This window comes from Roseomonas sp. AR75 (genome assembly GCF_005222815.1).
Taxonomy (GTDB): domain Bacteria; phylum Pseudomonadota; class Alphaproteobacteria; order Acetobacterales; family Acetobacteraceae; genus Falsiroseomonas.
In genome coordinates this window covers 134,460-152,492 of the sequence record NZ_STGB01000002.1, presented here as the reverse complement: position 1 = coordinate 152,492, position 18,033 = coordinate 134,460, and the positions used below count along the sequence as shown (strand labels likewise).

The 18,033-nt window shown below is 71.2% G+C and carries 18 protein-coding genes; 9 read left to right on the top strand and 9 right to left on the bottom strand.

The window, feature by feature from the left end:
• Position 1: 1 nt before the first annotated feature.
• Both E4T13_RS08605 and E4T13_RS08600 read right to left on the bottom strand, forming a co-directional pair.
• On the bottom strand, positions 2-1,636 hold the full coding sequence (locus E4T13_RS08605; RefSeq protein WP_137177881.1) for an acyl-CoA dehydrogenase family protein: 1,635 nt from the start codon (positions 1,634-1,636) through the stop codon (positions 2-4).
• Positions 1,633-2,826 carry a CoA transferase gene (locus tag E4T13_RS08600; RefSeq protein WP_137177880.1) on the bottom strand — a complete coding sequence of 398 codons (1,194 nt, stop codon included), beginning with the start codon at positions 2,824-2,826 and terminating at the stop codon, positions 1,633-1,635. Before E4T13_RS08600 ends, E4T13_RS08605 begins: the two co-directional genes overlap by 4 nt.
• Before the next feature lie 119 nt (positions 2,827-2,945).
• Between E4T13_RS08600 and E4T13_RS08595 the strand changes: the two genes are divergently transcribed.
• Complete coding sequence (locus E4T13_RS08595) at positions 2,946-4,271, top strand: aspartate aminotransferase family protein (protein WP_137177879.1); 1,326 nt, start codon at positions 2,946-2,948, stop codon at positions 4,269-4,271.
• A 1-nt stretch (position 4,272) separates the two neighbouring features.
• Here the strand turns inward: E4T13_RS08595 and E4T13_RS08590 are convergent, their stop codons facing one another.
• Positions 4,273-4,662 (bottom strand): cytochrome c family protein, encoded by a 390-nt coding sequence (locus E4T13_RS08590; protein WP_137177878.1) that lies wholly within the window; start codon positions 4,660-4,662, stop codon positions 4,273-4,275.
• 118 nt (positions 4,663-4,780) lie between these two features.
• On the opposite strand from E4T13_RS08590, the gene E4T13_RS08585 reads away from it, so the two are divergent.
• The 6 genes from E4T13_RS08585 to E4T13_RS08560 are packed head-to-tail and all read left to right on the top strand — an operon-like array spanning position 4,781 to position 9,780.
• Complete coding sequence (locus E4T13_RS08585) at positions 4,781-5,554, top strand: ABC transporter ATP-binding protein (RefSeq protein WP_137177877.1); 774 nt, start codon at positions 4,781-4,783, stop codon at positions 5,552-5,554.
• The gene (locus E4T13_RS08580; protein ID WP_137177876.1) at positions 5,547-6,269 is read left to right on the top strand and encodes an ABC transporter ATP-binding protein; all 723 of its coding nucleotides are present in this window, start codon (positions 5,547-5,549) and stop codon (positions 6,267-6,269) included. Before E4T13_RS08585 ends, E4T13_RS08580 begins: the two co-directional genes overlap by 8 nt.
• 37 nt (positions 6,270-6,306) lie before the next feature.
• Entirely contained in the window at positions 6,307-7,512 is a 1,206-nt protein-coding gene (locus tag E4T13_RS08575; RefSeq protein ID WP_137177875.1) for an ABC transporter substrate-binding protein, read from the top strand.
• Positions 7,509-8,381 (top strand): branched-chain amino acid ABC transporter permease, encoded by an 873-nt coding sequence (locus tag E4T13_RS08570; RefSeq protein WP_240791045.1) that lies wholly within the window; start codon positions 7,509-7,511, stop codon positions 8,379-8,381. Before E4T13_RS08575 ends, E4T13_RS08570 begins: the two co-directional genes overlap by 4 nt.
• A complete protein-coding gene (locus E4T13_RS08565) occupies positions 8,381-9,283 on the top strand; it encodes a branched-chain amino acid ABC transporter permease (RefSeq protein WP_137177874.1) in 903 nt (300 codons plus the stop codon). The genes E4T13_RS08570 and E4T13_RS08565 overlap by 1 nt, the downstream gene beginning before the upstream one ends.
• On the top strand, positions 9,280-9,780 hold the full coding sequence (locus E4T13_RS08560; RefSeq protein WP_137177873.1) for a GAF domain-containing protein: 501 nt from the start codon (positions 9,280-9,282) through the stop codon (positions 9,778-9,780). The genes E4T13_RS08565 and E4T13_RS08560 overlap by 4 nt, the downstream gene beginning before the upstream one ends.
• Here E4T13_RS08560 and E4T13_RS08555 read toward each other — a convergent pair.
• The 6 genes from E4T13_RS08555 to E4T13_RS29815 are packed head-to-tail and all read right to left on the bottom strand — an operon-like array spanning position 9,777 to position 15,354.
• Positions 9,777-10,424: a glutathione S-transferase family protein gene (locus E4T13_RS08555; protein WP_137177872.1), complete on the bottom strand. Its 648-nt coding sequence runs from the start codon at positions 10,422-10,424 to the stop codon at positions 9,777-9,779. The genes E4T13_RS08560 and E4T13_RS08555 overlap by 4 nt on opposite strands.
• Positions 10,425-10,450: 26 nt before the next feature.
• Positions 10,451-11,107: a glutathione S-transferase family protein gene (locus tag E4T13_RS08550; protein ID WP_137177871.1), complete on the bottom strand. Its 657-nt coding sequence runs from the start codon at positions 11,105-11,107 to the stop codon at positions 10,451-10,453.
• Positions 11,104-12,327: a Xaa-Pro peptidase family protein gene (locus E4T13_RS08545; RefSeq protein ID WP_137177870.1), complete on the bottom strand. Its 1,224-nt coding sequence runs from the start codon at positions 12,325-12,327 to the stop codon at positions 11,104-11,106. Before E4T13_RS08545 ends, E4T13_RS08550 begins: the two co-directional genes overlap by 4 nt.
• Before the next feature lie 52 nt (positions 12,328-12,379).
• Positions 12,380-13,255 carry a DMT family transporter gene (locus tag E4T13_RS08540; protein ID WP_137177869.1) on the bottom strand — a complete coding sequence of 292 codons (876 nt, stop codon included), beginning with the start codon at positions 13,253-13,255 and terminating at the stop codon, positions 12,380-12,382.
• A 10-nt stretch (positions 13,256-13,265) separates the two neighbouring features.
• Positions 13,266-15,080 carry an ABC-F family ATP-binding cassette domain-containing protein gene (locus tag E4T13_RS08535; RefSeq protein WP_137177868.1) on the bottom strand — a complete coding sequence of 605 codons (1,815 nt, stop codon included), beginning with the start codon at positions 15,078-15,080 and terminating at the stop codon, positions 13,266-13,268.
• Positions 15,081-15,135: 55 nt separating this feature from the next.
• Positions 15,136-15,354: a hypothetical protein gene (locus E4T13_RS29815; RefSeq protein ID WP_170984885.1), complete on the bottom strand. Its 219-nt coding sequence runs from the start codon at positions 15,352-15,354 to the stop codon at positions 15,136-15,138.
• Between the two features lie 123 nt (positions 15,355-15,477).
• On the opposite strand from E4T13_RS29815, the gene E4T13_RS29810 reads away from it, so the two are divergent.
• Together E4T13_RS29810 and E4T13_RS08525 are read left to right on the top strand one after the other, a co-directional pair.
• The gene (locus E4T13_RS29810) at positions 15,478-16,155 is read left to right on the top strand and encodes a bifunctional 2-polyprenyl-6-hydroxyphenol methylase/3-demethylubiquinol 3-O-methyltransferase UbiG (protein WP_170984884.1); all 678 of its coding nucleotides are present in this window, start codon (positions 15,478-15,480) and stop codon (positions 16,153-16,155) included.
• A 148-nt stretch (positions 16,156-16,303) separates the two neighbouring features.
• Entirely contained in the window at positions 16,304-18,022 is a 1,719-nt protein-coding gene (locus E4T13_RS08525) for a metallophosphoesterase (protein WP_137177866.1), read from the top strand.
• The last annotated feature ends 11 nt before the right edge of the window (positions 18,023-18,033 follow it).

Sequence of the window (18,033 nt, the reverse complement as noted above, 5' to 3'; positions counted from 1 at the left end):
GCTAGTTCAGCCGCCCCAGGATGCCGCGCGCGATGATGTGCGCCTGGATCTCCGCGGCACCCTCGAAGATGGAGAGCACGCGCGCGTCGCAGAACACGCGGCTGATCGGGTATTCCAGCGCATAGCCGTTGCCGCCGTGGATCTGCAGCGCGGCATCCGCATTGGCGAAGGCGACGCGCGCGGCGAGCAGCTTCGCCATCCCCGCCTCCACATCGCAGCGCCGCCCGGCATCCTTTTCCTTCGCGGCGAAATAGGTGAGCTGGCGCGCCAGCATCGTCTCTGCCGCCATCATCGCGAGTTTTCCGTACACGCGCGGGAATTGCAGGATCGGCTTGCCGAACTGGATGCGCGTGCGCGCGTAGGACAGGCCGAGTGCAAGCGCATTCTGCGCCACGCCGAGCGCGCGCGCCGCGGTCTGGATGCGCGCGCTCTCGAAGGTTTCCATGAGCTGCCGGAAGCCCTGGCCCTCCACGCCGCCGAGCAGGTTGGCCACCGGCACCTCGAAGCCCTCGAAGGAAATCTCGTACTCCCGCATGCCGCGATAGCCGAGCACCTCGATCTCCGATCCCGACATGCCCGGCGCCGGGAAGGGATCTTCTTCAGTTCCGCGCGGCTTCTCCGCGATCAGCATGGACAGGCCCTTGTGGCCCGGAGCCTCGGGGTTTGTCCGAACCAGCAGCGTCATGATGTCGCTGCGCGATCCATGCGTGATCCAGGTCTTCGCGCCATACACCTTGAAGACGTCGCCCTCGCGCACCGCGCGGGTGCGCAGGTTGGCCAGGTCGCTGCCCGTGTTCGGCTCGGTGAACACCGCCGTCGGCAGGATTGCTCCCGATGCGATGCCCGGCAGCCAGCGCGCCTTCTGCTCCGGCGTGCCATTCAGCCCGATCAGCTCGCCCGCGATCTCGTTGCGCGTGCCGAGGGAGCCGACGCCGACATAGCCCTCGCTCAGCGCCTCGCTCACCAGGCACATCGCGACCTTGCCGAGGCCGAGGCCGCCATGCGCCTCCGGAATCGTCACGCCGAAGGCGCCGAGCTCGCCGAGCTTCGCGACCGTCTCCAGCGGGATCAGCGCATTGCGCGCGTGCCAGTCCTGCGCGAAGGGCGCGACCTCTGCCGCGGCAAAGCGCACGAAGGTCTCGCGCAGCAGCGCCATGTCGGGGTCGTCCAGTGCGATCTCCCCGTAGCTCTCCGCCTCCAGCCCGGCGAGCATCGCGGCGCAGGAAGCCGTCATCCGCCGCGCGTCGAAGGGCGCGAGCGCGGCGCGCAGCGGCGCCACCGCCGCATCGTCCAGGCCCATATCGGCGGGGCGCGCCATCTCGAGCTGGCTCATCGGGATGCCGCCGGCGAGCTGCCCGCCATATTCGGCAAAGCCGAGCGTCAGGATCGCGCGCTCCGTCGCGCCCAGCTTGTCGCCGGCTTCCAGCCGCTCGCCCCAGCGCAGCGCCTGGCGCAGCGCCTCGACATAGGTCGCGGTCCAGGCCAGCGCATGCGCGCCGAACTGCTCGGCTTCCAGCGCGACGGAATCCATCCGCCCGCCGGGCGCGACCCGGCGCGCCATCGCCGCGCGCGCGGCTTCCAGCAGGGATTCGGCGGCCGCGAGGATCGCGCGGCACTCGGTCAACACGGCGGTCATGACTTGTCCCGGGGGAGGATGCCCGCGTCGCGCAGCTCGGCGATGCGCGCGGCGGAAAGCGAAAGCCGTTCGGCCAGAACCGCATCCGTGTCGGCGCCGAGCGGGGAGGCGGGGCGCGGCGGCAGCGCAGGCTGCAACGGCACGGAGGGCGTCAGCACGCGCCCGACGCCCGGCTGCTCCATCTCGTGGAACAGCGGGTTGGCGGCGGAACAGCGCGGATCCTCCCGCACCATTTGTCCGAAATCCTGGTAGGCGCCCCAGAGCACGCCGGAGCCGTCGAAGGCGGCGCGTACCTCGGCCAGACTGCGCGCGGCGAACCAGGGGGCGAGCACGGCGCAGATCGCGTCGCGCGCGGTGTAGCGCCCGCCCTCGTCATCCATGTCCACCTCCATCACCTGGCCGATCAGGGCCAGCCGCTCCGTCAGCCCGGTCGCCTTGCCGATGGCGCGCCACTGCCGGTTGGAGATCGCCGCCAGCATCACCCTGCGCCCGTCCGACGTGGAAAAATCGCGGCCGAAGGCGCCGTAGATGGCGTTGCCGAGCGGCGGGCGGACATGCCCGTTCACCTGCACATCGCCGACATAGCCGAGATTGGCGACGGTGGCGTAGGCGACATCGGACAGCGCGAGCGTGATCTCGCCGCCCTCGCCCGTGCGCGCGCGGCGCCGCTCGGCCGCGATGATCCCGGTGGCGAGATAGAGCCCCGCCGCCACGTCCCAGGCCGGCAGCACATGGTTGACCGGGCGCTCATCCTCGCCGGTCGCGGTCGGGAAGCCGACGGCGGCGTTCACCGTGTAGTCGATGGCATTGCCGCCATCATGCGTGCCGGTCAGGCGCAGCATGATCAGGTCCGGCCGGCGCTGCGACAGCGCGGCATAGGACATCCAGCCCTTCTCGGCGGGCAGGTTGGTCAGCAGGATGCCGGCCTCCGCGATCAACCCGGCGGCGATCTCCTGCCCCTCCGGCGTGTTCAGCGCGAGCGAGACGCTGCGCTTGCCCTTGTTGAGCGCCGTCCAGTAGAGGCTGGTGCCGGAGGGCGCGAGCGGCCAGCGGCCGATATCGATGTTCCCGCCCAGCGGGTCGATCCGCACCACATCGGCGCCGAGCTGCGCCAGCGTCATCCCGCCGATCGGCGCGGCGACGAAGGCCGAGACTTCCACCACGCGCAGCCCTTCGAGCAGCGGTGTCATGCCCCTCTCCCCATCCTGCCGGGCGGACGCATAGCGCCTCGGCGCCATCTGGCAACCCGCGGCTTGCGCAGGCCGCCATGCTGCGGAAGGCTGGCCTCTCGGGAAGGGACACGAATTCGATGCACGGCCGCAACATGACGCTGGACCAGGCCCTGGCCGAGGCTCGCGAGACCTATGCCCGGCGCCGTCCGGAGAGCCGTGCGCGGCACCTCGACGCGGCGGAGGTCATGCCGGGCGGCAACACCCGCACCGTGCTGTTCCACGGGCCCTTCCCCTTCACAGTGCTGCAAGGCGAGGGCTGCCGCGTCACCGACGCGGACGGCCTGACCTATGTGAACCTGGCGGGCGAATACACCGCGGGGCTGTTCGGCGCCTCCCACCCCGCGATCCGCGCCGCGGTGGTGCGGGCGCTGGATGGGGGGCTGAACCTGACGGCCCACAACGCGTTCGAGGCCCGCTTCGCCCGGCTCATCTGCGACCGCTTCCCCTCGATCGACCAGGTGCGCTTCACCAATTCGGGCACCGAGGCGAATCTGCTGGCGCTGGCCTGCGCCACCATCGCCACTGGTCGGCGCACGATCCTGGGCTTCGAGGGCGGGTATCACGGCAGCCTGTTCGGCTTCCCGCGCGGGGCGCCGCCGGCGATCAACGTGCCGCACCGGGCCGTGGTCGCGCCCTACAACGACCTCGAAGCCGCGCGTGCGGTGGCGCGGGCGCATGCGGGCGACCTGGCGGCGATCATCCTGGAGCCGATGCTCGGCGGCGGCGGGTGCATCCCTGCCGACCAGGATTTCCTGGAAGGGCTGCGCGCCCTGGCGGAGGAGACCGGCGCGCTGCTGATCTTCGACGAGGTCATGACCAGCCGCCTGGCGCCGGGCGGGCTGCAGGAGGCAACGGGCGTCACGCCGGACCTGACCACGCTCGGCAAGTATGTCGGCGGAGGCATGTCCTTCGGCGCCTTCGGCGGCCGCGCGGAGTTGATGGGCATGTTCGATCCGCGACGCGCCGACGCCGTGCCGCATGCCGGCACCTTCAACAACAACACGCTGACCATGTCGGCCGGTATCGCGGCGCTGGAGGAGATCTACACGCCGGAGGAGGCGCGCGCGCACAATGCGCGCGGCGATGCGCTGCGCGCCACGCTGAACGGCATCGCCAGGCGGCAGGACGTGCCGGTGCAGGTGACCGGCCGCGGCAGCATGATGGCGTTCCATGTGGCGCAGCAGCCGCCGCGCAACGCCGCGGAGGCCGCTGCCGGCAGCCAGCCGCTCAAGGAATTGCTGTTCCTCGACCTGCTCGAGCGCGGCTTCTACGTCGCCCGCCGCGGCATGGTCGCGCTCTCGCTGGCGGTCGGCGAGGCAGAGCGCGCCGCCTTTGCCGAGGCCGTGGCCGAGGTGCTGGCGCTGCGCGCCCCGCTGCTGCGGGACGCGCCAGGCGCCGGGTGAGTCAGTTCGACTGCGACTGCAGATACGCGATCACGTCCTTGCGCTGCTGCTCGTTGCGCAGGCCAGCGAACGCCATGATACCGCGCGGCACCAGCGTCTTCGGATTGGTGAGGTATTCGTCGAGCTTCTCCGGCGTCCAGGTCAGGCCGCCTTCGCCAAGCTCGCGCATGTTGGCGGAGTAGCGGAAGCCCTCAATGGAGGCGGCACGGCGGCCGACCACGCCGTGCAGGTTCGGGCCGACGCCATTGCGGCCGTTGTTCTCGATCACATGGCAGGCGCGGCACTGGTTGAACACGCGCTGTCCCGCGGCAGCGTCCTGCGCGAAGGCGGAGGGCATGGAGCCGAGGGTCAGCGCCGCGGCGGCGGCGGCCAGTAGCAGGCGATGCGACATGAAGGCGGGTACTCCCTGAGCGTTCCATCCCGGCAAGGTCGAATAAGAGGACGTCCTACCGCCGCGCAAGAGGGGGCGCCCCTTCCGGCCGGCGAAGGCCGCGTGTAGCGTTCGCGTGATGACGGCACCCTTGCTGGAGGTGCGCGGCCTCGTCCGGCGCTTCGGCGGGGTGGTGGCGCTGGATGGGCTGGACCTGACGGTCCGGCGCGGCACCGTCACGGCCCTGATCGGGCCGAACGGCGCCGGCAAGTCCACCGCCTTCCAGTGCATCTCCGGCGTGATCCGGCCGGATGGCGGAAAGGTCATCTTCGACGGCCAGGACATCACCGGCGCGCGCCCCGACCGCGTGACGCGGGCGGGGCTGGTGCGCAGCTTCCAGATCGCGCGCGGCATCCCGCGCCTGACGGTGCTGGAGAACCTGCTGCTCTACGGCCAGCACCAGCCTGGCGAAACGCTGTCGGTCGCGATGCTCGGCGGCGCGGCGACGCGGCGGCGGGAGGAGGCGCTGCGCGCGCAGGCCGTGGCGGTCGCCGCGCGGCTCAACCTGACGCGCGTGCTGGACAACCCGGCCGCGGCGCTGTCGGGCGGGCAGAAGAAGCTGATGGAGATCGGTCGCGCATTGATGGCCGAGCCCCGCCTGCTGCTGCTGGACGAACCGGTGGCCGGCGTGAACCCGACGCTCGCCGCGGAGATCGCGCGCCACATCGCGCATCTGCGGGAGGAGGGCATGACGGTGCTGGTGGTGGAGCACCACATGGATTTCGTCGCCTCGCTCTGCGATCCCGTGATCGTCATGGCCGAGGGGAAGCTGCTGGCGGAAGGCGGCTTCGACTCCATCGCCGGCGATTCCCGCGTGCAGGAAGCCTATATGGGACGCCGCGTGCATGCGTGACGCGGCTGCGCTGCTCGACATCGAGGGCATCGTCGGCGGCTACGGTGCGGCGGACGAGATCCTGAAGGGCATTACCGTCTCCCTCGCGCCGCGACGGATGGCGGCGATCGTCGGGCCGAACGGGGCGGGAAAGTCCACGCTGCTGAAGGCGATCGCCGGCATCCTGAAGCCCAAGGCCGGCAGCATCCGCCTGGATGGCGAGACGCTGACCGGCCTGCCGCCGCGCGGCATCGCCGCGCGCGGCGTCGCCTTCGTGCCGCAGGAAGCGAACATCTTCGCCAGCCTGACGGTGCGCGAGAACCTGGAGATGGGCGGCTACCTGGAGCCGCGCGCGCTGGTGCGGCAGCGGACAGAGGCGCTGATGCAGCGCTTCCCGGTGCTTGCGGAAAAGCGCCGCCGCGCTGCGCGCACGCTCTCCGGCGGGCAGCGGCAGATCCTGGCGATGGCGATGGCGCTGATGGTGCAGCCGAAGCTGCTGCTGCTGGACGAGCCGAGCGCCGGCCTCAGCCCCAAGGCCGCGGAATTCCTGTTCGACAGCATCGCCGCCATCCACGCCGAAGGCACCGCCATCCTGATGGTCGAGCAGAACGCGCTGGAAGCGCTGGCCATCGCCGAGGACGGCATCGTGCTGGTGGATGGGCGCGTCGCCCGCACCGGCGCGGCGCAGGCGCTGGCCGCCGATCCCGAAGTGCGCCGCCTGTTCCTGGGCGGCTGAGCATGGCTAATCTGCAACGGGGAGAGGGAGACAACCCATGACCAACCTGCACATCGGCCGCCGCGCCGCCCTGCTGGGCGCTGCCGGCGCCGTCACGAGCTTTGCCATCGGCGGCAGGGCCTTCGGCCAGGGCGCGCCGGTGACCTTCGGCGCGCTGCCGCCGCTGACCGGCGCGGGCGGCCCGTACGGGCCCGCGATGCTGCGCGCCATCCAGGGCGTGATCGAGGAAGCCAACGCCGCGGGCGGCATCCGCGGCCGGCAGATCCGCGTGGTGGCGGAGGACGACCAGACCAACCCCGACGCCGGCGTGCGCGGCGCGCGCAAGCTGATCGACGTGGACAACGTCTCCGCCGTGATGGGCACCTGGGCGAGTTCCGTCACCACCGCCGTCGCGCCGCTCTGCTGGGAGAACCGGCGGCCGCTTTTCACCGTCTCGGGCGCGGATTCCATCACGCTGCTGCCCCACCAGGGCTACATCTTCCGCACCCAGCCCAACAGCAAGCTGCAGATCACCACCGGCAGCGACTGGCTGCTGAAGCAGGGCGCGCGGCGCATCTTCCACCTGGCGGCGCAGTCGCCCTTCGCGCAGTCCAGCCAGGACGTGATGGCGGAGCGCTTCCGCGCCGCCGGCGGGCAGGTGACCGGGTTCATCATCTATGAGCGCGACAAGACCAATTTCCGCTCCGAGATCGACCAGCTCATGCGCTCGCGCTCGGACACGGTGATGCTCAACGGCTATCTGCCGGACGTGACGATCCTGCTGCGCGAACTGTATCGCGCGGGCTTCGACGGTCGGAAGTTCACCTTCGCCTACGCCGCGCCGCCCGCCATCTTCCAATCGCTGCCGAACGACGTGACCAACGGCCTGATCACCTTCCAGCCGAGCCCCGACCTGAACAGCGACGCCTTCAAGCGCCTGCAGGCGCGCTTCGGCAACACGCCGGTCGACCCCTATTCGGCGCAGACGAACGACCATGCGACGCTCGCGATCCTCGCCGCGGCGCTGGCCGGCGACGCATCCGGCACGGCGATCCGCGACAACGTGCGCAAGATCAGCCAGGGGGACGGCGAGAAGGTGACCAGCGTCACCGACGGGCTCAAGGCCATCGCGGCGGGCAGGCCGGTGAATTACGAAGGCGCTTCCGGCCCGGTGGATTTCGACGATATCGGCGACATCCGCGGCACGCGCTTCCGCTACGAGCGCGCCGCGAACGGCCGCTTCGAGCTGATCGAACTCGCTTGATCCAGGACTGGCGCGACCTTCTCCAGGTCCTGCTCAACGGCGTGATGGCCGGCAGCATCCTGATGCTGCCGGCCATCGGCTTCAACTGCATCTTCGCGGTGCTGCGCTATCCGAACTTCGCCGTGGCGGGCTATGCGACCGTTGGCGCCTTCGCCGGCTGGATCGCCAACACGCAATGGGGGCTGCCCGCCGGCTTCGCACTGCTCGTCGCCTTCCTTGCCGCGGGCGCCATCGGGCTGCTGGCGGAGGAAACCGCGCTCAAGCCGTTGCGGCCTTCCGGCGCGCTGACGGTCGCGATCGCCTCCGTCGCGCTGACGCTGCTGCTGGAGAACATCGTCCGCTTCTTCTTCGGCAACGACCTGCGCGGCTACGACCTGCCGGTGTTCCGCGACTGGCGCTTCGACGGTGTGCGGGTGAACCCGCAGCAGCTTTCCAACGCGATCTATGCCGCGATCGCGGCCTCGGCGCTGTTCGCGCTGCTGGCCTTCACGCGGCTCGGCCGCGCGATGCGCGCGGTGGCGGACAATCCGCAACTCGCGGACATCAAGGGCGTGGACCCCGAGCGCATCGCGCGCGTCGCGGTCTTCATCGGCGCGGGGCTTGCGGGCTTCGGCGGCATGCTGATCGGGCTCGACACCTCGATCGATCCGCTGACCGGCTTCCGCGTGGTGCTCTCGGTCTTCGCCGCCGCCGTGGTGGGCGGGCTCGGCTCCATCCCCGGCGCGGCGCTGGGCGCGATGGTGGTCGGGCTCGGCGAGGAGATGGCGGGCGTGCTGCTGGAGCCGGCCTACCGCACTGTCACGGCCTTCCTGGCCATCCTGCTTGTGCTGACGATCCGGCCCGAGGGCCTGCTGGGGCGGCGCGGCTGATGGAAGCCTACATCATCGCCATGCTGGTCTTCGCCGGCTTCTATGCGCTGATGGCGCTGGGGCTGAACGTGATCTGGGGCCTCGCCGGGATGGTCAATCTCGGCCTGGTCGGCTTCTTCGGCCTCGGCGCCTATGCCACCGCGCTGCTGACGAAGAACCTGGCCTGGCCGATGCCGCTGGGCTGGGCCGCGGGCGCGCTGGTGGCTGCCGCGGCGGGCGCGCTGATGGCGGTGATCGTCGCGCGGCTGCGTGGCGACTACCTGGCCATCGTGACGCTCGGCTTCGCCGAGGTGATCCGCCTGGTCGCTTCCAACGAGGTGTGGCTGACCAACGGCACCGACGGCATCAGCGGCATCCCCGGCCCCTGGCGCGGGGAGGTCTCGCCGCAGACCTTCAACCTGATCTTCCTGGCACTGGTCTGGTCCGCTGTGGGCGTGGTGTTCGTGCTGCTGGCGCGCGCCTCCCACTCGCCCTTCGGCCGCGTGCTGCGCGCGATCCGCGAGGACGAGGACGTCGCGGCGGTGGCGGGCAAGCCGGTGCTGTGGTTCAAGGTCCGCGCCTTCGCGCTGGGCGCCGCGGTGGTCGGCTTCTCCGGCGCGCTCTACGCCCACTACAACGCCTATATCGCGCCGGACGGCTTCGCGCCGCTGCTGACCATCTACATCGTGCTGGCGCTGACCGCGGGTGGCGTCGGCTCCATGCGCGGCGCGGTGGTCGGCGCGCTGCTGGTGGTGCTGCTGCTGGAAGGCACGCGCTTCATCGCGCAGGAGATCCCGGGCGTGTCGCCCGTGCAGAAGGCGGCGCTGCGCGAGAGCATCATCGCGCTGTCGCTGATCCTGCTGCTGCGCTTCCGCCCGCAGGGGCTGATCCCCGAACGCACAAGAACGAGGTCCTCGCCATGAGCCGCGCCGAACCAGCCCCGCACTACGCCGCCGTCGTTGCCGCCGCCGCGGAGGGCGGCCAACCGGCGCCGCTGTTCGCCGCGCTGGACAAGGCGATGGGCGCGGCGATCGGCCACCGTCTGTTCACCATCCTGGTGGTGCATCCCGGCGCCGAGGAAAGCCAGCGCTACTATTCCAACATGCCGCGCGAGTATCCGGTGGGCGGGCGCAAGCCGATCAACCGGACGCACTGGTTCCAGCGCGTGCTGGGCGAGGGGCAGGCCTATATCGGCCGCACCTATGCCGACATCCAGGACGTGTTCTTCGACCACGAGCTGATCCGCAGCCTGGGCTGCGAGAGCGTGCTGAACGTGCCGGTGCGCTGGGATGGGCGCAGCATCGGCACGATCAACCTGCTGCACGAGGCGCAATGGTACACGGAGGCCGACGTGGCGGCGGCCGAGGTCTTCGCAGCCCTGGCGGTGCCAGGGCTGATGAAGGTGATCGCGGAGGGTTAGGCGGGTTCCTGGTTGCGCTCCGCCATCATGCGCTGGAAGGCGGGGCGCGCCTGGCAGGCGGCGAGCCAGGCCTTCACATGCGGCGCGGCCTCGAACAGCTCGGGCGCCGGCTGGGCGTAGCGCATCACCTCGGCGAGGTTCACATCCGCCACGGTGAAGCGGCCGCCCACCACGAAGCCGTCCTTCGCCAGCGCCGCGTCCAGCACGGCGAAGGGCGCCTTCAGCGCCGCGACGGAGGCCGCGAGCTTCGCGGCATCGCGCTCGGCGGGCGGCTTGCCGATGGAATTGTAGAGCACCTCGATGGTGTGCGGCTCGGCCTCGGTCATCGCCCAGATCGACCAGGCGGTCATCTGCGCATCCTCCGCCAGGTCCTTTGGCGCCAGCGTGCCACCGGCCTTCTTCGCCATGTAGAGGTTGATGGCGAGCGATTCAGCGAGGACGAGGTCGCCATCCTTCATCGCGGGGATGCGGCCGTTCGGATTGATCGCGAGGAACTCCGGCGAGCGCGTGTTCAGCGCCACGCCCGATCCGGCGGCGCGGCCGGCCTGGATCACCGGGACATGCGCGAAGGGCATGCCCAGCTCATGCGCGAGCCAGACATTGCGCGAGGCGCGCGAGCGCAGCACGCCGTAGATGGTCAGCATTCCCATTCCTTCCCTTGATGCGCCGGCTACAGCGCCGGCTCCTCTTCGCGCCGGGCGAGGATCCGGCGATAGGCCGGCCGTGCCTGGCAGGCGGCAAGCCAGCCCTTGAGATGCGGTGCGGCCTCGAACAGCGCCGGCGCGGGCTGCGCGTAGCGCACGGTCTCGGCCAGCGCGATGTCGGCGACGGTGAAGCGCCCGCCCACCGGGTGGCCCTTCGCCAGGATCTGGTCGAGCACCGCGAAGGGGCGCGCGAGCGCGGAGGCCGCCTCCGCCACCTTCGCCTCGCTGCGCTCCGCGGGCGGAAGCTGCACGCGGTGCATCAGGATGGGATGGCTGCGCGGCTCGATCTCGGTCGCGGCGAACAGGGTCCACTGTGCGAGCCGCGCGGCCTCCGCGGCATCGGCCGCGCCGAGCGGCCCGCCATGGCGCAGCGCGAGGTGCAGGTTGATGGCCAGCGATTCCGCCAGGACGACATCGTCCTCTTCCAGCACCGGCACCGAGCCAGCCGGGTTGAGCTTCAGGAAACCGGGGGAGCGCGTGTTGAAGGGCGCGTCAGGCGCGGCCGGGTCGGTCAGCCGAAACGCCTGCATCACCGGCACCAGGCGATAGGGCAGCCCCATCTCCTCCAGCGCCCAGAGGCAGCGCAGCGCGCGGGAGCGATACAGGCCGTAGAGGGTGATCATCGGCCGCCTTCCAGCGCGAAGGGATCGTCGACCGACTTCGCCGGCGGCGTCAGCCAGGCGGCGCCATGCTCGGTGATGACGATGTGGTCCTCCAGCCTGATGCCGAACTCGCCATAGATCGCGATGGTCGGCTCGATGCTGCCGGTGTTGCCCACCGCAAGCGGCTGGCGGTTGCCGCCGACGAAATAGGGCGCCTCGTGCACGTCCATGCCGATGCCGTGGCCGGTGCGGTGCGGCAGGCCCGGCACCTTGTAGCCGGGGCCGAAGCCGGCCTTCACCACCTCCGCGCGGCAGGCGTCGTCGATCGCGGCGCAGGGCGCGCCCGGCCTTGCGGCGGCGAAGCCGGCGGCCTGGGCGCGCTTGGACAGGTCCCAGATCTCGCGCTGGCGCGGCGTCGGCGTGCCGAACACGTAGCTGCGGGTGATGTCGGAGACGTAGCCATGCAGCGGCGCGCCGACATCGATCAGCACCACGTCGCCATCCTGCAGCGTCTGCGGATACGGCACGCCGTGTGGATAGGCGGTGGGTTCGCCGAACAGCACGATGGAGAAGGACGGTCCGGCATCGAAGCCGGCGCGGCGATGCGCGGCGGCGAGGAAATCGCCGACCTCCGTCGTCGTCACGCCGGGGGTGAGGGCGCGCGCCGTGGCGGCGTGGATGGCCAGCGTCATGCCCATGGCCTGGCGCAGGATCGCGACTTCCTGCTCCGTCTTCCGCTCCCGCAGGTGGCTGGTGACGGGGCCGGAAGCGATGAAGCGGTGGTTCGGCAGCGCGCCGCGCATGCCCTCGGCGACGAAGACGCGGGCCATGTCGTCCAGCGCCACGGTGCCGCCCGCCACATCCGCCTCGCGCAGCATCTCCGCGAAGAGCGCGTAGGGGTCCTCGTCCTCCTCCCAGCCGCGGACCTCGCCGGGCAGGGCCAGCATGGTGCGCAGCCGCTCCACCTCGAATTCCGGGCACAGGTAGGACAGGGGGCCCTGCGCCGGCAGGATGGCGCCGACCGGGCGCTCGCTCTGGCCGTGCTTCAGGCCCGTCAGCCACGCGAGGTTGGTGGTGCCGTCCAGCCAGAGCGCGGCGATGCCGAGTTCGCGCATGCGCGCCTGGGCGCGTTCCACGCGGCTTGCGTGCTCCTCCGCGCCGATCGGCGGCACCGCGTCCCGCTGGTTGCGGATGGAAGCGAGTTCCGTGGCGAAATCGGACCCGCCCACGCCGATCGTCATGCGACTGCTTCCCGTGCTGCGCGGCCATGCATGCCACGTTCCGTGCGCGGCGTCAGCGGCGGCGGCCTTCGTTGATCGCAAGAAACACGCCGGCGCCGACGATGATCGCGGCGCCAAGCCAGGTGGCGCCTTCCGGCCAGAGCCCGGTCAGCAGCACGCCCATGATGGTGGCGCTGACGATCTGCCAGTAGTGGAAGGGCGCGATCACCGCCGCCGGCCCCAGGCCGAAGGCGCGCGCGACGCAGTAGTGCCCGGCCGCGCCGATGGCGCCGACCGCGATGAAGGCGGCGAGGTCAAGCAGCGTGGCCGGCGTGGTCCAGAACCAGGGCACGGCAAGCGTCAGCACCACGCCGCCGACCAGCGCGCTCCAGAGCACGGAGGTCTCCGGCCGGTCATGCGGTGCGACCTTGCGCGTCAGCACCTGATAGAGCGCATTCGTCACTGCGCTGCCGAGGATCAGCAGGGACGCCACCTGGAAGCTGTCGCTGCCGGGTTGGATCACCACCAGCACGCCGATGAAGCCGAGGACCACGGCAGCCAGCCGCGCCGCGCGCAGCCGCTCGCCCAGCATCGGCCAGGCGAGCAGCGTGACAATGAAGGGCGCGAGGAAGCCGACCGCGGCGGCCTTGGCCAGCGGCAGCGTGACCAGCCCCACGAAGTAGAAGGAGGTGGAGCTCAACTGGCAGAGCGAGCGGCCGAATTGCAGCGCGGGGCGGTTGGTGGCCAGCACGCGCAGCCCGGAGCGCGGCAGCATGATGGCCAGCATGATCACCAGGTGGCCGGTGATGCGCGCCCAGACCACCTGTTCCGGCGGGTAGCGCAGGTTGAGCCACTGCACGAAGCCGTTCATCACGGGCAGGATCGTCGCGGCCAGCATCATGAAGCCGATGCCGAGCAGGACGTTCTGCTCGCGCTGCGCGGGGGTCATGCGCCGAAGCCTAGCCTTCCAGCTCTTCGCGCAGAAGTTCCAGGCGGAGCCATTCCTCCTCCGCCGCCTCTCGCTCCGCCTGCTTCTTGCCGAGCAGGCTGCTGCGCGCGGCGAAGCCCGCGGCGTCGCGGGCATAGAGGCCCGTATCGGCAAGCTGCGCCTGAAGCGCCGTGATCTCGCGTTCGAGCTGGGCGATGCGCGCGGGGAGGCTTTCGAGGGCGTGCTTGTCCTTGAACGACATTTTCTGTTTCGGCTCGGCGCGCGCGACCTCCTCGGCCATCCGCGTTTCCGTTTCGCGGCGCGGGATGTCGGCAACCTTCGCCTGCACGCCGCGGCCGCGCTGCGCGACCATGTCCGAATAGCCGCCCGCATAATCCTGCCAACGCCCATCGCCTTCCCAGGCGATCACGTTGGTCGCGACGCGATCGAGGAAGTCGCGGTCGTGGCTGACGACGATCACCGTGCCGGGGTAGTCCGACAGCAGCTCCTGCAGCAGATCCAGCGTCTCCAGGTCGAGGTCGTTGGTCGGCTCGTCCAGCACCAGCAGGTTGGAAGGCTGCGCCAGCGCGCGCGCCAGCATCAGACGCCCGCGCTCCCCGCCCGAGAGCATCCCAACCGGCGTGCGCGCCTGCTCGGCGACGAACAGGAACTCCTTCATGTAGCCGATGACGTGCTTCGCTTCGCCACCGACGCGGATCTGGTCGCCGCGGCCGCCGGTCAGCGCATCGGCCAGCGTCATGTCGGGATCGAGCCCGGCCCGCATCTGGTCGAGCGTCACCATCTGCAGGTTGGTGCCGAGCCGCACCTCGCCCTCGTCCGGCGCAAGCGCGCCGGTCAGCATGCGCAGCAGCGTGGTCTTGCCCGCGCCGTTCGGCCCGACGATCCCCACGCGGTCGCCGCGCAGGATGCGCGTGGAAAACGTCTGGACCACCGGCGGCGCGTCGCCGAAGCGCTTGGAAATGCCGTCCGCGGCGACGACGAGCGTGCCCGATCCGTCCGCCTCGGTCGCCGCCATCCGCACCGTGCCGACGGCGGCGACGCGTTCCTTGCGGCGCTTGCGCAGCTCGTGCAGGCCGGCCAGGCGCTTGACGTTGCGCTTGCGGCGCGCGGTCACGCCGTAGCGCAGCCAGTGCTCCTCCCGCACGATTTTTCGCGCGAGCTTGTGGGCCTCGGCTTCTTCTTCTTCCAGCACGCGGTCGCGCCAGGCCTCGAAGCCGGAGAAGCCTTCCTCCAGGCGGCGCGTCGTGCCGCGGTCGAGCCAGACCATCGCGCGCGAGAGACGTTCCAGGAAGCGCCGGTCATGGCTGATCAGCACCAGCGCGCCGCGCAGCTGCATCAATTCGGCTTCCAGCCACTCGATCGCGGGCAGGTCGAGATGATTGGTTGGCTCGTCCAGCAGCAGGATGTCCGGCCGCGGTGCCAGCACGCGCGCCAGCGCCGCGCGCCGCGCCTCGCCGCCCGAAAGTCGCGCTGGCGCCTCCTCCCCGGTCAGGCCGAGGCCTTCCAGCAGCACGCGCGCACGGTGCGGGTCGTCGCCGGGGGCGAGCCCGGCCTCGACATAGGCGCCGGTGGTCGCGAACCCTGCAAGGTCGGGCTCCTGCGGCAGGTAGCGGAGCGTGGCGCCGGGTTGGAGGAAGCGCGTGCCGCCATCGGCCTCGATCATGCCGGCGGCGACCTTGAGCAGCGTGGACTTGCCGGAGCCGTTGCGGCCGACCAGCGCCACGCGCTCTCCTGCGCCGACCATCAGTTCCGCCCCGTCCAGCAGCCAGGTGGACCCCAGGCGCAGGCGGATGTCTCGGAGATGGAGCAGCGGCGGCGGGGGCATGCCCCGGGGAATGGAGAGGCGCGGCCGCCCCGTCAACCGGGCGGCCGCGGCCGGTTCAGGCCGCGCCCGTCTCCCGGCGCAGCGGTTCCAGGCGCTTCTCGGGGTCGCGCGCCACCTTCAGGCAATCCTCGGCCGTGCCGCCCTGCGATGCCTGCTGGTTGCGCCGCAGCGCCTCCATCGCTTCCCGTGGTGGGCGGCGGCTGGGATCGCCCATGCGCCGCTGCAGATCGCTGCCATCCATCCCGGTGTCCTCCTGCATGAGCTTCGCGGCCATATCGCGCCGGCCGCATCGCGGATGCATCATGGATGGGATGCGCCCGGCGCGGCTTCCAATCACCCGCGCTTGATTGCGTGGCCGCACCATGCACAGTGCCGGCAGCCCAGGAGGATGCGGGAGATGACGAGCACGCCCGATCCCGCCACCACCTATGGCGCAGCCGCCAATCCCGACCTTCTGGCGCGCGTGCCGGACGCGGCACGACTGCTGCTGGATGTGGGCTGCGGTGCCGGCGGGCTCGGGCTCGGGCTTCGGGCGAAGGGGCACGCCGCGCGCCTGGAGGGCGTGGAGCCCGACCCCGCCCTGGCCGAGCACGCGGCGCGGCATTACGACGCGATCCATCGCATCGATATCGAGGCGGCATCGCCGCCGATCGCGCCGGGCACGCTGGACGTGCTGGTGTATGGCGACGTGCTGGAGCACCTGCGCGATCCCTGGGGCGTGCTGAAGCGCGACGCCGCGCTGCTCGTGCCCGGCGGCACGCTGCTTGTCTGCGTGCCGAACATCGAGCACTGGTCATTCGCCGCGCGGCTGCTGGCCGGGAAGTGGCGCTATGAGGAGATGGGCCTGTTCGACCGCACGCATCTGCGCTGGTTCACCCGCGAGGCGATGCAGCAGGCCATCGAGGCGGCCGGGCTGCGCCCGGTGGAACTGGCGCCGCGCATCTTCGACAAGGACCGCGCGCTGGCCTTCGCCCGCGCGCTGGCGCCGGGGCTTCAGGCGATGGGCGTCGATCCCAATGACTGGCTGAAACGCAGCATGCCGCTGCAATATGTCTGGCGTGCGGTGAAGGGATGAGACCGCGGGCATCCTGCGCATCAGGCGGCCGGCGCAGCCGGCCGAGCGCGCGAAGGCGCGCCGCGGCCTTTGCCGCGAAGCCGAGCGGCACGGAGGTGCCGCGCTGGCGCTTGAAGGCCTGGCCGCGCCAGCGGGCAGGCACGCCAGCATGATCTTCTCGGACCCGCGGGACGGCGACCTGGAGGACGACGCCTCCTCCACGGTCAGCAAGACGCTGCTCGGCCATGCGGCGGGCATGCTGGTGGAGATCAGCTTCCCGAAGCTCGCCCTGGCGATCTTCTCGCTGATCGTCCTGCCGGCGCTGACCGTCGGTGCGGCGCCCATCGCGCTGGCCTGGTATCTGCGCACGGTGGCCGACAAGATCTCCGTCGGCTTCCACCTGTCCTTCGGGCTGCTGGTGCTGGCGGTGGCGCTGTTCGTCGCCTGGTACTGGGGCCTGCGCGCCCTGCGCTTCGTCGAGCAGAGCTTCTGGAACCTTGGCGCGACGCTGGTGCAGCCGCTCTACACCGCGATCCGCGAACTGATCGGCCGCGCGATCGAGGCGGCCTCGCCCGACCGGCGCTATGCCGCGGCGCGCGCCTCGGCGGGCGTCATCGCGGGCGTGCTGATCGCGCTGGGCGCCGCCGCCGTCGCCTGGGCGCTGGGTCCGCTGCCGCGCTTCGTCGTCCCGCTGGCCGCGCCGCAGGATGTGTGGCCCGCAGCCGAGGTCGCGCTGCGCAACGCCGCCTGGGCCGTCGCCGCCTATGTCATGGTCGCAGCGCCCGCCTGGGCTCTGGCCGAGACCTGGGCCGGCACGCCGCGCGACCTGCCGAAGGACTGGCCGGAGGGCACGCCGCGCTGGTGCGTGGCGCATCTGTCCGACATCCACCTGGTCTCCACGCGCTACGGCTTCCGGCTGGAATGCGGCCGTGACGGCCCGCGCGGCAATGGCCGCTTCCTGCGCGCCATGGACCTGCTGGAAGCGGAGCACGCGGCGCGACCACTCGATTGGATCCTGATCACCGGCGACATCACCGATGCCGCGCGCAGCGAGGAGTTCGTCGCCTTCGACGAGGCGATGGCGGCGCATCCCGCGCTGCGCGAGCGCACGCTGATCATTCCGGGCAACCACGACGTCAACATCGTGGATCGCGCCAATCCCGCGCGGCTGGAACTGCCCATCGCGCCCGGCGGCACGTTGCGGCGGCTGCGCATGCTTGCCGCCATGGCCACCCTGCAGGGCGGGCGCGTGCATCTGGTGGACCGCGGCGCGAAGCGGCTGGGGCCGACGCTGGACGACTACCTTGCGGCGGATGGGCGCGCGGCGATGCTGGCGCGCTTCATGGATCGCGGGCGGCTGCGCGACGGGCATGACGCCAGCGCGGTGTGGGACGCGATCTTCCCGCTGGTCGCGCCGCCGACGGAGCCCGACGGGCTCGGCGTGCTGCTGCTGGATTCCAACGGGCGCACGCATTTCTCCTTCACCAATGCGCTCGGCATCGTGGATGCGACGCAGATGCACGCGGCGGAGGCGGCGATGCGGCAATTCCCGGCCGCGCGCTGGCTGGTCTGCCTGCATCATCACCTGGTGGAGTATCCGCGGCCCGGCGCGAAGCTGGCGGACCGGATCGGCACGGCGCTGGTCAACGGGCACTGGGTGGTGTGGCGGCTGCGGCGCCAGGCGCAGCGCCTCGTCGCGCTGCACGGGCACCGGCATTACGACTGGATGGGCGAATGCGGCGGGGTGCGGATCCTGTCGGCGCCCTCGCCGGTGATGGGCGCGAAGGACCCGGAGGCGCGCTGGTTCTGGCTGCACGGCTTCGCGCCGGGCGAGGGCGGCGCGCTGGAGATGCTGGCGCCACGACGTGTGGTGGTGCCGGGGGAGTGAGGCGAAAAATC